This window comes from uncultured Paracoccus sp., assembly GCF_947496875.1.
Taxonomy (GTDB): Bacteria; Pseudomonadota; Alphaproteobacteria; order Rhodobacterales; family Rhodobacteraceae; genus Paracoccus.
On the sequence record NZ_CANMEH010000001.1, the window covers coordinates 152,807 to 166,768 of the forward strand.

At 71.0% G+C, this 13,962-nt stretch carries 13 protein-coding genes; 7 read left to right on the forward strand and 6 right to left on the reverse strand.

All coding sequences use genetic code 11. From position 1 onward, the window contains the following. Positions 1-14 precede the first annotated feature (14 nt). The 4 genes from arfB to Q0938_RS00715 all read left to right on the forward strand — a co-directional run bounded on the left by arfB (position 15) and on the right by Q0938_RS00715 (position 3,234). Positions 15-437 (forward strand): alternative ribosome rescue aminoacyl-tRNA hydrolase ArfB, encoded by a 423-nt coding sequence (gene arfB / locus Q0938_RS00700; RefSeq protein WP_299358107.1) that lies wholly within the window; start codon positions 15-17, stop codon positions 435-437. Continuing rightward, a complete protein-coding gene (locus Q0938_RS00705; protein ID WP_299358110.1) occupies positions 434-907 on the forward strand; it encodes an NUDIX hydrolase in 474 nt (157 codons plus the stop codon). Before arfB ends, Q0938_RS00705 begins: the two co-directional genes overlap by 4 nt. A gap of 51 nt (positions 908-958) precedes the next feature. Continuing rightward, positions 959-2,404 (forward strand): anion permease, encoded by a 1,446-nt coding sequence (locus tag Q0938_RS00710; protein ID WP_299358111.1) that lies wholly within the window; start codon positions 959-961, stop codon positions 2,402-2,404. A 170-nt stretch (positions 2,405-2,574) separates the two neighbouring features. After that, complete coding sequence (locus tag Q0938_RS00715) at positions 2,575-3,234, forward strand: glutathione S-transferase family protein (RefSeq protein WP_299358113.1); 660 nt, start codon at positions 2,575-2,577, stop codon at positions 3,232-3,234. A gap of 65 nt (positions 3,235-3,299) precedes the next feature. On the opposite strand, the gene Q0938_RS00720 is transcribed toward Q0938_RS00715, so the two are convergent. Then, on the reverse strand, positions 3,300-3,536 hold the full coding sequence (locus tag Q0938_RS00720; protein ID WP_299358115.1) for an Lrp/AsnC ligand binding domain-containing protein: 237 nt from the start codon (positions 3,534-3,536) through the stop codon (positions 3,300-3,302). 290 nt (positions 3,537-3,826) lie between these two features. On the opposite strand from Q0938_RS00720, the gene Q0938_RS00725 reads away from it, so the two are divergent. Continuing rightward, the gene (locus Q0938_RS00725; RefSeq protein ID WP_299358117.1) at positions 3,827-5,032 is read left to right on the forward strand and encodes an aspartate aminotransferase family protein; all 1,206 of its coding nucleotides are present in this window, start codon (positions 3,827-3,829) and stop codon (positions 5,030-5,032) included. A gap of 54 nt (positions 5,033-5,086) precedes the next feature. On the opposite strand, the gene Q0938_RS00730 is transcribed toward Q0938_RS00725, so the two are convergent. The 5 genes from Q0938_RS00730 to Q0938_RS00750 all read right to left on the reverse strand — a co-directional run bounded on the left by Q0938_RS00730 (position 5,087) and on the right by Q0938_RS00750 (position 10,997). Continuing rightward, on the reverse strand, positions 5,087-6,004 hold the full coding sequence (locus Q0938_RS00730; RefSeq protein ID WP_299358119.1) for a carbohydrate kinase: 918 nt from the start codon (positions 6,002-6,004) through the stop codon (positions 5,087-5,089). Positions 6,005-6,008: 4 nt separating this feature from the next. Next, positions 6,009-7,328 (reverse strand): zinc ribbon domain-containing protein, encoded by a 1,320-nt coding sequence (locus Q0938_RS00735; protein ID WP_299358121.1) that lies wholly within the window; start codon positions 7,326-7,328, stop codon positions 6,009-6,011. Between the two features lie 76 nt (positions 7,329-7,404). After that, on the reverse strand, positions 7,405-8,589 hold the full coding sequence (locus Q0938_RS00740; RefSeq protein WP_299358123.1) for an SPFH domain-containing protein: 1,185 nt from the start codon (positions 8,587-8,589) through the stop codon (positions 7,405-7,407). 65 nt (positions 8,590-8,654) lie between these two features. Beyond that, complete coding sequence (locus Q0938_RS00745) at positions 8,655-9,785, reverse strand: DUF2927 domain-containing protein (RefSeq protein ID WP_299358125.1); 1,131 nt, start codon at positions 9,783-9,785, stop codon at positions 8,655-8,657. Between the two features lie 9 nt (positions 9,786-9,794). Further along, the gene (locus Q0938_RS00750) at positions 9,795-10,997 is read right to left on the reverse strand and encodes a toxic anion resistance protein (protein ID WP_299358126.1); all 1,203 of its coding nucleotides are present in this window, start codon (positions 10,995-10,997) and stop codon (positions 9,795-9,797) included. A 255-nt stretch (positions 10,998-11,252) separates the two neighbouring features. Between Q0938_RS00750 and fabF the strand changes: the two genes are divergently transcribed. Beyond that, positions 11,253-12,515: a beta-ketoacyl-ACP synthase II gene (fabF, locus tag Q0938_RS00755; protein WP_299358128.1), complete on the forward strand. Its 1,263-nt coding sequence runs from the start codon at positions 11,253-11,255 to the stop codon at positions 12,513-12,515. Next, complete coding sequence (gene mltG, locus Q0938_RS00760; protein ID WP_299358688.1) at positions 12,515-13,693, forward strand: endolytic transglycosylase MltG; 1,179 nt, start codon at positions 12,515-12,517, stop codon at positions 13,691-13,693. The genes fabF and mltG overlap by 1 nt, the downstream gene beginning before the upstream one ends. The last annotated feature ends 269 nt before the right edge of the window (positions 13,694-13,962 follow it).

Here is a 13,962-nt window from a genome sequence, read left to right on the forward strand (position 1 = left end):
CCCATCCTGTTGCCATGCTGCGCATTTCCGACACCATCACCATTCACGACTGGGAACTGTCCGAACAGTTCACCCGCGCCCAAGGCCCGGGCGGGCAGAACGTGAACAAGGTGTCGACCGCCGTCGAGCTGCGGTTCGAGGCGGAACGCTCGCCGCATCTGCCGGCGCCGGTCAAGCGGCGGCTACAGCGGCTGGCCGGGCGGCGCTGGACCGCGGACGGGGCCGTGATCATCCAGGTGCAGGACACCCGCAGCCAGGCCCGCAACCGCGAGATCGCGCGCGACCGGCTGGCCGAGCTGATCCGCCAGGCGCTGGTCGCGCCGCGCAAGCGCATTCCGACCCGGCCGACCCTGGGCAGCCAGCGCCGCCGGCTGGCCGCCAAGACCAGCCGTGGCGTCGTCAAGTCCCTGCGCGGCGCCGTGGACATCGAGGAATGATCGCCCATCGCCTGCGCGACACGCTGGGCCGGATGCTGGGGTCGCACCCGCCGCTGATGCAGGTGGGGGCGCTGTGCGAGGATCCGCGCACCGGCCGTGTGCTGCTGATCACCAGCCGCGACACCGGGCGCTGGATCATTCCCAAGGGCTGGCCGATGCCCGGCCGCAGCCTGGCAGAGGCCGCGATGCAGGAAGCCTGGGAAGAGGCCGGGGTCGAGGGCCGGGTCGGCGCGGCCGAGCTGGGCCGCTATCGCTATGACAAGGTGCAGGATCGCGGCTTTGCCGTGCCGGTCGAGGTGCGGGTGTTCCCGGTCGAGGTCCGGGCGCTGGCCGACCAGTTCCCCGAACGCTCCGAACGGACCCGCCGCTGGTTCGAACCGGCCGAGGCCGCCGGGCTGGTGGACGAAACCGGGCTGGCGCGGCTGATCCGGGACCGTGCGCGCGCGCAGCAGGGCGGCCGTCGCCCCTAGGGTGCGGTGCCGCGTTGAAGCCTCGGCCCGCCGCGTCTAGCCTGCCGCGCGATGGCCCGGCGTTTTCTCGACCTTCGCACCCTTGACAAGGATCTCGGCCGGCTGTCGGCGGCCGAGCGGGCCGGACTGCACAGCACCCGGCCGCTGCTGCGGCTGGGCGCAGCGGTGCTGTTCGTCGCGGCGATGGCGATGCTGGGCACCGCCGCGCTGTCCGGGCAGGCCACGCTGGCAACCGCGGCGGCCGGTGTGGCCCTGGCCGCCTATCTGGCGCTGGCGATCGGCGCCAATGACGTGACCAATTCGCTGGCACCCGCGGTCGGGGCCGGCGCGATCCGCGCCGGCCTGGGGCTGTCGCTGGTCGCGCTGGCGGAAATCGCCGGGGCGGTGCTGGCCGGGGACCGGGTCAGCACCACGCTGAGCCTGGGGATCGTCGATCCGGCGCTGATGCTCGCCGGCCACGCTGCGGCACCGGTGATGCTGGCGGCGCTGCTGGCCGCGGCGCTGTGGATCAGCCTGGCCACCTGGGCGGGGGCGCCGGTCAGCACCACCCATTCGGTCGTCGGCGGGATCGCCGGGGCCGGACTGGCGACGTTCGGCGCGCAGGCGGTGAACTGGTCCGGCATCGCGCTGATCGCCGGCGGGTGGGTGGTGTCGCCGGCGGTGGCCGGGCTGGTCGCGGCGCTGCTGCTGGCGGTGCTGCGGCAGCGGGTCGACCTGGCCCCGGACCGGCACCGGGCGGCCCGGCGCTGGCTGCCGGGGCTGGTCGGACTGATGGCGGCGCTGATCGTACTCTACGTGGGCGCCGGGCTGATGGGGCAGAACTTGCGGATGCTGCTGCCGGTGGTCGCGGCCGCCACCGGGCTGGCGGCGTTCGCCGCGCGCCGGACGCTGGACCGGCAAGGCCCGGACCCGGCGACCGGCCGCGCCCGTCTGGATCGGCTGTTCGGCATCCCGCTGGTGCTGGCCGCGCTGCTGATGGGCTTTGCCCACGGTGCCAACGACGCCAGCAACGTCACCGCGCCGCTGTGGCTGATCCTGCAGGCGGCAAGCCCGGCCGCCCGGGCCGCCAGCGGCGCCGGGGTGGTGGCGGTGCAGCCCGGCTGGGTGACGCTGGTCGCGGGGGCCGGACTGGCACTGGGCGCGGTGCTGTTCGGCCGGCGGCTGGTCGACATGGTCGGAAGCAAGATCACCCGGCTGAACCCGGTGCGGGCGTTCTGCGTGTCGCTCGCCACCGCCATCGTGGTGCTGGCGGCGTCCTGGCTGGGCCTGCCGGTCAGCACCACCCACGTCGCGGTGGGCGGCGTGTTCGGGGTCGGGTTCTACCGGGAATGGGAGGACATGCGCCGCCAGCGCCGCCGCAAGCAGCTGCCCCCCGAAGAGGTGCACCGCCGCACCCTGGTGCGCCGCGTCCATGTGCGCCGGATCCTGTTCGCCTGGGCGATCACCCTGCCGGTCGCCGCGGCGCTGGCGGCGCTGTTCGCGGCGGTGATGATGTGAGGGGGAGAAGCTGCTGGTGCCGTCGGGCACCAACAGTCCTCACTCCTCCGCGCGGCGCGCCTTGATTGTCGCGACGCCGGTCTTGCGCGATACGGCCGATGATCCATGATGCAGGACAGCCGCGCCGGTCCGTGACCCTGCGCGCAGTTGGCTCAGACCCGGAGGTTGCCATGTCGCTTGTCCTCTACGGCCATCCGTTCTCATCCTACACGCAGAAGGTGATCATCGCGCTCTACGAGAACGCCACGCCCTTCGAATTCCGCTGCATCGGGCCCGAGACGCCCGAGCACACCGAAGACTGGCTGCGCCGCTGGCCGATAAAGAAGTTTCCGCTGCTGCTGGACGGCAACCGCGAGGTGGTCGAGACCAGCATCATCATCGAATACCTGCATCTGGTGCATCCCGGCCCGGTGGCGCTGCTGCCCCCGGACCCGCTGGCGGCGCTGGAGGTGCGTTTTCTGGACCGGGTCTTCGACCTGCACGTCATGGATGCGGCGCAGCACGCGGTGAACGGCGCGCTGACCGGCGATCCGGCGCGGCGCGCCGAAGGCGTCGCGCTGTCGCAGGAAAAGCTGGAACGCGCCTACGCCTGGGCGGAAGGTCATCTGGCCGGGCGGACATGGGCCGCGGGGGCGGATTTCACGATGGCGGATTGCGCGGCGGCCCCGTCGCTTTTCTATGCCGACTGGGTGCATCCGATCGCCGAGGCCCATCCGGGCCTGCGCGCCTATCGCGCCCGGCTGCTGGCCCGGCCCTCGGTCGCCCGTGCGGTCGACGAGGCGCGGCCATTCCGGCCGCTCTTCCCCTTGGGGGCGCCGGATCGAGACTGATCGCCGGCTTTCACGTCAGTCCGGTGCCGACGCACGGTCGGCGCGACCGGCTGGGCCCGCCCGCCTCAATACGCCTTGAACGTCATCGTGGTCAGGGTGCGCGAGATGCCGGGAATGTCGAACAGCTTGTCGTCCAGGTAGCGGCCGACGTCCTGGTCCTCGGGGATGTAGACCTTGGCCAGCAGGTCGAAATCGCCGGACGTGGAATAAAGCTCGCTGACCACCTCGCGGTCATAGATCGCGTCGGCGACCTCGTAGGTCTTGCCGGGGGTGCAGCGGAACTGGACGAAGACGGCGCGCATCGGACACCTGTGCAGGAGGGGTGGGCAAAGTTTATCCCGCGGCGGCCGCCCGGGTCCAGCCCTGCGCGGATCGCGGCGGGGATATTGCGCGGTACGCGCATCCGCCGTAAGCCGTGCGGATGACATGTCGCACCCCGCCTTTCCCGCGCGCTTGGCCCGTCTGCGGCCGACGCTGATGCCACGACCGGCCGGTCTGCCGCCCGGCCCGGCGGCTGCCATGCCGTGAGCCGGCACCCCGACAATCACCGCTTCTTCCAAGGCCCAAACGGCCAACTGCAAAGGACCGACCCATGATCGACGCCGTCCTGCCGACCTACAACCGCGCGCCGCTGTCATTCGACCGCGGCGAAGGGGCCTGGGCCATCGCGGCGGACGGGACGCGATACCTGGATCTGGGCGCCGGCATCGCGGTGAACGCGCTGGGCCACGCCCATCCGGAGCTGGTGCAGGCGCTGACCGAGCAGGCCGGGCGGATCTGGCACGTGTCCAACCTCTACCAGATCCCGCAGCAGCAGGCGCTGGCCGACCGGCTGGTCGCGGCGACATTCGCCGACACCGTGTTCGTGACGAATTCGGGAACCGAGGCCGCCGAGCTCGCCATCAAGATGGTGCGCAAGTACTGGGACCATGCCGGCGACCCCGAGCGGATCGAGATCGTGACCTTCGAGGGGGCGTTCCACGGCCGGTCCACGGGGGCGATCGCGGCCGCCGGGTCCGCCAAGATGACGGGCGGCTATGGCCCGCTGATGCCGGGCTTCGTGCAGGTGCCGTGGGGCGACGCGGACGCGCTGCGCGCCGCCGTGTCCGACCGGACCGCCGCCATCATGGTCGAGCCGATCCAGGGCGAGGGCGGGATTCGGGCGCTTGACGACGCCATGATGCGGCTGCTGGACGAGTTGCGGCAGACGACCGGGTGCCTGCTGGTGTTCGACGAGGTGCAGTGCGGGATGGGCCGGACCGGGCGGCTGTTCGCGCATGAATGGTCCGGCGTGACGCCCGACATCATGATGGTCGCCAAGGGGATCGGCGGCGGCTTTCCGCTGGGTGCGGTGCTGGCCACCGAAAGGACGGCGGCACCGATGACTGCCGGCAGCCACGGGTCCACCTATGGCGGCAACCCGCTGGCCTGCGCGGTGGGCTGCAAGGTGCTGGACATCATCGCCGATCCCGATTTCCTGGCCGAGGTGAACCGCAAGGCCGGGCTGTTCCGGCAGCGGCTGGAGGGCCTGGTCGACGGCCACCCCGACGTCTTCGAAGCGGTCCGCGGGCAGGGGTTGATGCTGGGGCTGAAATGCCGGGTGCCGCCGGCCGACGTCGTCCGGGCCGGCTATGCCGAGCATCTGCTGACCGTGCCGGCCGCCGACAACACCCTGCGGCTGCTGCCGCCGCTGACGATTTCGGACGACGAGATCGCCGAGGCGGTGGCGCGTCTGGATCGCGCCGCGGCGCGGGTGACGGCCGAGGCCGGACGGTCGGGCGACCGCGCCGCCAGCTGAGCGGCTATCCTACCTTCCGGCGGCCCTGTCGGGCCGGTGCGGCCGCGGTGCGGCTCACAACCAGGGCAGGTCGGCGCGCCACGGCGGATCCGCGCCGGCGCGGCCGACGCTGAACGCCGCCAGCTGCACCCCCCGCCACAGCGCCTCTTTCAGCGTCGCGTCGTCCGCCGCGACCGGATCGCGCAGGGCGCCGCTGTCCTGCAGGCCCGACAGGAACCCCGCGTCGAAGCTGTCGCCGCCACCCACCGTGTCCACCACCGGCACCGACGGCGCCGGCTGATGCAGCGGTACCCGGCGGCGCCGGATCAGGGTCGCGCCCCGGGCGCCATCGGTGTGCAGCACCAGCGCGTCGCCGCGCGCTGCGATCACCCGGGCCGTCGCCCTTGGCGGCTGGTCGGGGGCGAGCCACGCCAGGTCCTCCGACGACAGCTTGATGATCGAAGCCTGCGCCATCAGCCGGTCCAGCCGGGGCCGGAATGCCGCCCGGTCGCCGATCACCGCCGGCCGCAGGTTGGCGTCCAGCATGACCGGGCGCCTGGCCGCCACGGTCTGGGCCACGAGTTTCTCGATGGCCGCCCCGCTCGGGTCCAGCGCCAGGCTGATCCCGCCGATGAACAGCGCCTGGGTCGTCGCCGGCAGGGCGGGCAGGTTTTCGGGGGTCAGTGCCGTCGCCGTCGTCCCGGTCAGGGTGAAGCGATAGCGCGCCTCGGCCCCGGTCAGCGTCACCTCGGCCGTGGCGGTCGGCCGCTCGGTCACCGGACATGGCGACAGGTCCACGCCGGCGGCGGCCAGCAGGCCGTGCAGCAGGCGGCCATGGGCGTCGGTCGACAGCGGCCACAGGAATCCCGCGCGGTGGCCAAGCCGGCCCAGCCCCAGGGCGGTGTTGAACACCGATCCGCCCGGGACCGCCCGCCGGCCGCCCCCCGGCGCGGGCAGAAGGTCGATCAGCGCCTCGCCCGCGCACAGGATCACGGCGTCAGTATCCCCGGATCACGTAGCCGCCGCCTGGGGAAAAGCCGCCCGGCAGGCCGATGTCCGGCGGAATCGCGTAGCCGCCGGGCGTGGACCAGCCGCTGCTGCCGAAGGAGACATAGCCGGACTGGTTGGCCATGAACAGCAGCGCGGCCGCCACGATCGCGACCAGCAGCACGGCCAGCGCGATCTTCCACGCCGACCACGGGCGGTCGCCGTGCACGCGGCCGGACTGGCCGTTCACAACGAACCGATAGCTCTTGCCGTTGTACTTGTAGGCGGCGCTCCAGATCGGCAGCAGGATGTGCTTGAAGGTCTCGGCGCTGTGTTCGGTGCGCATGTCGCCGATCTGCTGGACGTCGCCGCCGATGTCGCGGCGCACGTCCATCGCGATGACGCTGGCCATTTCCTGCCGGGCGATCCCGTGCCCCTCGGCCAGCGGGATGGTATAGCCCTCGGCCGTGAAGCCGGCCAGGTATTCGGGGCGGTAGGGCACCAGATGCGACAGATCCCACGGCGTCAGCGCGTCGGTGAAACGGCGCGGTAGCGACGCCGAGGCCAGTACCAGCACGTCGTTGAAGGCACGCGCGACCCGGCCCGACACCGGCGTCCAGCGGGTCCGCAGGACGCGCTGCGGCACCCGCTGCATCCGGCCGTTCACCTGCGCCATCACGTAGACGGTTTCATAGTAGTGATCGCCCCGCTGCCCGTGATAGGCGGTGCGGGTGTCGGCGTCGAAGGTCCAGAACGGCGAATAGATGCCCGTCATGCGACGGCCCCGCCGTGCATAGGCGGTCAGCCCGTTGGGTGCGAACCACAGGCTGTGCAGCCAGTCCTCCAGCGCGGCCTTGGCCTGCGCCTCGGTGAGGACAAAGGGCAGCACCCCCTGCGGCTTGATCTGGCGGGTGGCACCCGTATCGGTGACGACCGGCGTGGCGCAGAACGGGCAGGTCGAGGCGTGCCGTTCGCCCGTGATCTCGATCCTGGCGCCGCAGTTCGGGCAGGACAGGGTGCGGACCGTTTCGGTCAGGTCGCTGCCGGCATCCAGCCGCAGGCCGCGTTCCAGCGGGATCTCGACCAGATCCACCGCCTTGTGCTGCGCGTCCCACTGCAGGGCCCGGCCGGTCGCCGGATCCCGCAACAGCAGGTCGGCCCCCGCGGTGCCGCCGCCCTGCTGGCGGCTGGGCGCCCGGGCGGCGCCCGGCGGGATCGTCTGCTCGTGCCCGCAATAGGGGCAGGTCAGGACGTTCTGGCCGGGGCTGAACTGCAGGCTGCCACCGCAGTTTTCGCACGGATAGCGGTATTCGGTCTGGGGCGTCGGCATCGGGCCGCCTTGCTGCAGGTCGGACCCGGACCGTCCCGCAGCGGGCGAGGGCCGGGCCGAACGGTCGCGGATCAGGTCACTCGCGCGGGGGGGACGGGGGCTGCGCCGGCAGCGGCGGCGGCAGCATGGTGAAGAGCTGCGCCAGCGCCGGCACCTCGTCGGCGGCCAGCCAGCCGTCCTGACCCGGCGCCCAGACCAGCGTGTCGCGCGTGAACTGGCCCGCCTTCATCATCCGGCCCAGATCGCTGCGGCCGAACGGACCCTGGGCGGCGCCGTCGATCGCGACGTGCCACACGGTGTCGGGGGTCGTCGCCTGGGCGGCGATCATGCCCGGCTGCGGCGGCGGCTGCATCTGCGGCTGCATGGACGGCATCGGCTGCGCCGCCGTGCCCCAGGGCCCCTGCTGCCAGCCGAGCTGCCGCGCGCCCATCCCCATCCCCAGCGCCGCGCCCATCCCGGCGCCCAAGCCCGCGCCCATCCCGCCGTCGCGGGTGGAGGCGTTCAGCATCGCCTCGCCCTGTGCGTACTGGCTGAACCGGTCCAGGTCGCCGACGATCCCGATCGAGGTGCGCTTGTCGAGCATCTTCTCGACCTCGTCGGGCAGGCTGATGTTCTCGATGTAGAATTCGGGGATGGTCAGGCCGTACTGGCCGACCGCGGGGGCGATCGCCCGGGCGACGACCTCGCCCAGCTGCTGGGTGTTCGCGGCCATGTCCAGCACCGGGATGCCGCTGCCGGCGATCATGCGGGAAAATTCCTGCACGATGATGTTGCGCAGCTGGAACGAGATCTCGTCGCTGGTGAATTCGCCGTCGGTGCCGACGATTTCCGCCATGAACCGCGCCGGATCGGTGACCCGCATGGAATAGGTGCCGAACGCCCGCAACCGGACCGGCCCGAATTCCGGGTCGCGGGCGATGATCGGATTGCGGGTGCCCCATTTCAGGTTGTTGAAGCGGGTGGTGTTGACGAAGTAGATTTCCGATTTGAACGGCGAGCGGAAGCCGTGGTGCCAGTGCTGCAGCCGGGTCAGCACCGGCATGTTGTTGGTTTCCAGCATGTAGAGCCCGGGGCCAAACACGTCGGCGATCTGGCCTTCGTGGACGAACACTGCTGCCTGGCCCTCGCGGACGGTCAGCTTGGCGCCGTACTTGATCGCATTGCCGCGGGTCTGGAACCGCCAGACCATCGTGTCGCGGGTGTCGTCGGTCCATTCGATGACGTCGATGAACTCGCCGGTCAGGAAATCGATGATGGGCATGGCAGGTCTCCGTCAGCGGAAGGGCGTTGCGGGTACAATCCCGCGGATGCAGGCGCGGTTCCGGGTCAGGCGCCCCCCGAATGCCGGGCCGGTTCCGCTGGTGGGGCGCCGGTCAGTTCGGCGGCGATCCGGGCCGCGATGGGCCGCGCCTCTGCCTCGGTCATGCCGGGCCGCAGGCGGCGGTCATAGAGGATCCGCAGCAGCAATTCGTCGTGCCGCGTCAGCAGCGCGAATTCCTCGTCATCGTTGAAGATCGAGGGCCGCACGGCGGGGCTGTCGTTGGTCAGGCCCAGCCCCTGGGCCAGCTCCTCGTGGATGCAGGACAGGCGCATCCGCTCGGGCAGCTCGGCCCGGATCACCGCCACGGCGCGCACATACTCGGGCGCGGCGCCGCGCGAATAGGCGAACACCGTGCAGTAGTTCTGCGGCTTCAGATCGACGATCGCCTGCACGTCGGCGGCGGGAATGCCCGGCACCAGCCGCGCGAGGCGTGGCCCGACGGACCGGCGGTCGTCCTCGGACACGAACAGCACCGCGAAGTTGCCCCCCGATCCGGTCAGCGTGATCGGATGGCCGCTGGCCTGCGACAGCCGGGCCGCATAGTCCGCGACGGCGGCCCGGTCGCGGGTGCGGGTGGCGGCATCGACCGAGGCGCCGAAGTCGAGCTGCAGCCGCACCGGGCCGGACCAGCGCCGCAGCGGTGCGTCGTGGACGCGGCGGACCAGCGCGCCCCCTTGGCGCTCGTACTCGTCGCGCAGGGCCACCGCGACAAAATCCTCGACCAGCCGCGCCGCGTCGGTGGGGACGTCGCCGCGGTCGGTCCGCATCAACCCCCTGGCGATCAGCGTGTCCTCGATCCCCGCGAGATAGCGGCGCATCGTCTGGCTGGCCGGGCTGGGCGGCTGCGCCGCCGCGGCCTCGGCCGCGCGCGCCCGCTCGGCGCGTTCCTTGCGCAGCGCCGCCTGCCGGACCTCGGACGGGGGCTCCGCCGGGCGCGGCGCGGGCGCCGCGGCCGAGGCGTCCGTTGCGGCGCCATCGTCCGGCGCCCCGGACCGGTCACCGGTCGCGCAGCCCGCCAGCGCCAGCGCCGACGTCAGCAGCAATACCCCGAGCAGGCGCGGGGGCGCGGCACGGCCGCGCTGCCCCGCCGCAGGAACGGCGGGACAGGCGGCACGGATCGGCGCAGGGACGGACACGTCGGCAGGTCAGGTGGTCGGACGCGCCGCAGCCGGGGCCGCGCCCATCGTCTGCGGCGCCTTCTGGCGGGCACTGGCGGAGGCCAGCGTGTCGCGCAGCTCGACCTCCATCTTCTGCAGGTCCTGTTCGGCGGCGGCGCGGCGGGCCTTGCCCTCGTCGGCGATCCGCAGGCTGTCCTCGATCGTGGCGATCAGTTCGGCATTGGCGGTGCGGACGGCCTCGATGTCGAACACCCCGCGCTCCATCTCGGTGCGGATCTTGACGTTCGCGTCGCGCAGGTTCTTGGCGTTCGCGGTCAGCAGGTCGTTGGTCAGGTCGCTGGCCTGCTTGACGGCCTGAGCCGCCTGGGCGCCGCGCTGAATGGTCACGGCCTGCGCCAGCTGGGTTTCCCACAGCGGCACGGTGTTGACGAGGGTCGAGCTGATCTTGGTGACCAGCGACTTGTCGTTTTCCTGCACGAGCCGGATCGACGGCAGCGACTGCATGGTCACCTGCCGGGTCAGCTTCAGGTCGTGCACGCGGCGTTCCAGGTCGTCGCGCATGGCCCGCAGGTCGCGCAGTTCCTGCGCCTCCATGATGTCGCCGTCGGTCTTGCTGGCGGCCACCTCGGCCTCTTTCGCGGGGATCACCTTTTCGTCCAGTTCGCGCAGCTTGCCCTCGCCGGCGGCGATGTAGAGCGCGAGCTCGTCATAGAAGTCGAGGGTGCGCTCGTAGAGGACGTCCAGCGACTTGATGTCCTTGAGCAGCTGGTGCTGGTGGGTTTCCAGGTCGACGGTAATCCGGTCGATCTGGCTTTGCACCTGTTCGTAGTTCGCGACGAACTTGGCAAACGGGGCGGAGCGGCCCAGCAGCTTTTCCCACCAGGAGCGTTCGCGGCGCACGTCCAGCTCGCTGACCGAGAAGCCGCGGATGGATGACACGATGTCGCGCAGGCTGTCGCCGGCGGGACCCACGTCCTTGTTCTTGACGTCGGCCAGCATCTTCTGGCTGATTTCCTGCAGACCGGCCTGGGCGCGCGATCCGAAATGCACGATCGACCCGGTGTCCTTCAGATTGATCTCGTCCATCCGCCTGCGGATTTCCTCGGCCACCGGCGGCTCGGCCTGCTGCAGGGGCACGACCTCGCCCGCCGGCTCGGGCAGCACCAGCGATGTGACGTTGTGAAGTTCGTCTAGCGTGGCTTCTGCCCGGCGCTGCGTCTCGATGGTCATCGGTGCTGTCCCCGTGGGTTCGAAAGATGAAGGGTCGTCCGGACCCCGGATCGGGGCCGACGTGCTGCGCTATCAACCAGATGCGATCGGAATGGTTCCGGTTGGAACGACCCCGCGACGAATGGCCCCGGCCTGACCGCCGGAGCCCGGCCGTCGGGCCGGGCGGACGCCGCGCCGCCCGCCTTCCCGTCAGCGTTGCACCATGCTGGGGCCGCGTGTATGCATCGCGCCGATGAAATGCTGGAGGGAGCAGCCATGCGCAGGGTCGTCGTCACCGGGATGGGGATGGTCACGCCGCTGGGATGCGGGGTCGAGGAAACCTGGCGGCGGCTGCTGGACGGGCAGTCCGGCGCAGGGCCGATCACCCGGTTCGATCCGTCCGACGTCGTGACGAAATACGCCTGCGAGATCCCGTTCGGGGATGGCAGCGACGGCAGCTTCAACCCGGACGACTGGATGGAGCCGAAGGACCGCCGCAAGGTCGATGACTTCATCCTGTACGCCATGGCGGCGGCGGACCAGGCGGTGCGCGATGCCAGATGGGACAACCCCTCCGACGAGGAGAAGCTGCGCACCGGGGTGATGATCGGGTCGGGGATCGGGGGTCTGAGCTCGATCGCCGAGACCGCGGTGCTGATCAAGGAGCGCGGGCCCAAGCGGGTTAGCCCGTTCTTTATTCCCGGGGCGCTGATCAACCTGGCGAGCGGCCAGGTGTCGATCCGCTATGGCTTCAAGGGGCCGAACCACGCGGTGGTGACGGCCTGTTCCACGGGCGCCCACGCCATCGGCGACGCGGCCCGGCTGATCGCTTACGGCGACGCCGACGTGATGGTGGCGGGCGGGGCCGAGGCGCCGATTTCCGAGATCGGGATCGCCGGGTTCAACGCCTGCAAGGCCCTGTCCACCAAGCGCGACAACGACCCGCAGCGCGCCTCGCGGCCCTGGGACGTCGATCGGGACGGCTTCGTGATGGGCGAAGGCGCGGGTATGGTGGTACTGGAAGCCTATGACCACGCCGTGGCACGGGGCGCGAAGATCCATGCCGAGGTGCTGGGTTACGGGCTGTCCGGGGATGCCTATCACATCACCGCGCCCAGCGAGGACGGCGACGGCGGCTATCGGTCGATGCAGGCGGCGCTCGACCGCGCCGGGCTGACCCCGGACCGGATCGACTATGTCAACGCGCACGGCACCAGCACGATGGCCGACGTGATTGAGCTGGGCGCGGTCGAGCGGCTGCTGGGCGAGGCCGCGGGCGGGGTCACGATGTCGTCGACCAAGTCCGCGATCGGGCATCTGCTGGGGGCGGCGGGCGCCGTCGAGGCGATCTTCTGCATCCTGGCCATACGCGACCAGATCGCGCCGCCGACGATCAACCTGGACGAGCCGGCCCGGGCCACGCCGATCGACCTTGCCGCCAACGCGGCGGTGCGGCGCAAGATCGACATCGCGCTGTCCAACAGCTTCGGCTTTGGCGGCACCAACGCCAGTCTGGTGGTGGGCCGGGTCGCCGAATGATCTGGCGAAACATCGCCTCGAACCTGCTGACGCTGCTCATCGTCCTGCTGATCGGGGTGGCCATCGCGGTGGCCTGGGGGCGCAACCAGTACACTGCCCCGGGCCCCAGCGCGACGGCGCAGTGCGTGACGGTGGCGCAGGGTGCCAGCCTGACGGCAGTGTCGCGCCAACTGGTGGAACAGGGCGTCGTCAACAACGGCTACATCCTGCGCACCGGGGCGGATTACGAAGGCAAGGCGGACCAGCTGAAATTCGGCAGCTATCTGGTGCCGCCGCAGGCCAGCATGCAGCAGGTGGTCGACACGATCACCGCGGGCGGGCCGTCGACCTGCGGGACCGAGGTGATCTTTCGCGTGGGCGTGCGGGCGAACAGCGTGGTCATGCGCGACATCAATCCCGAGACCGGCAACTACGAGGATCGCGTCACCTTCGATCCGGCGGCCGAGGCGGCGCCGCCCGAGGTCGTGCAGGCCATCGATCAGCCCGGAGCACGGCTGCGCGTCGCCATCGCCGAGGGCGTGACCAGCTGGCAGATCGTCGAAGGGCTGAAGGCCGCGGAATTCATGACGGGCGCCACCGGCGACGTGCCGCCCGAGGGATCGCTGGCCCCCGACACCTACGAGGTCGAGAAGGGCGCCGACCGGGGCGAGCTGCTGGACCGGATGCAGGCGAGCCAGACCGCCATCCTGCAGCGGGCGTGGGAGGCGCGGCCCTTCGGGTTGCCCTACGAGTCCCCCGAGGAGGCGCTGATCATGGCGTCGATCGTCGAAAAGGAAACCGGCGTCCCCGAGGAGCGACGGATCGTCGCCAGCGTGTTCGTGAACCGGCTGAACCAGGGAATGCGGCTGCAGACCGACCCGACAGTCATCTATGGGGTGACGGAAGGCCGGGGCATCCTTAACCGCGGCCTGCGGCGGTCGGAGCTGGATCGGCAGACGCCCTACAACACCTATCTGATCGAGGGACTGCCGCCGACGCCGATCGCGAACCCGGGCCGCGCCGCGATCGAGGCCACGCTGAACCCGGAAGACACCGAGTACCTGTTCTTTGTGGCCGACGGGTCCGGCGGTCACGCGTTCGCCCGCACGCTGGAGGAGCACAACGAGAACGTCCGGCGCTGGCGCGAGATCGAGGCGCAGCGTGGCGAGCCGACCGACACCCCCGTGCAGGGAGAGTGACTGTCCGTCCGCCGGATGGAGCGAATCCGTCGTTTGCAGGCGTGGTGCAGGAAGGGGCGTTTGTCGCTCCGAACCGATCCAGCGGGTCCGCTGAACGCCCATCCGCCGCACGCGTTGCACGACGGGCGGTGGGGTGTTGCACAACCTAAGGTGTTGCGATCCTAGGATGAAGTCGCCTTAAGGGGCTTTCGGCGGCGTGTCCCGGATTGACTTTGCGAACGCTCGAGGGTAGAACAACGACATGCTGAGAGAGGTGGGCAAGCGGCCCG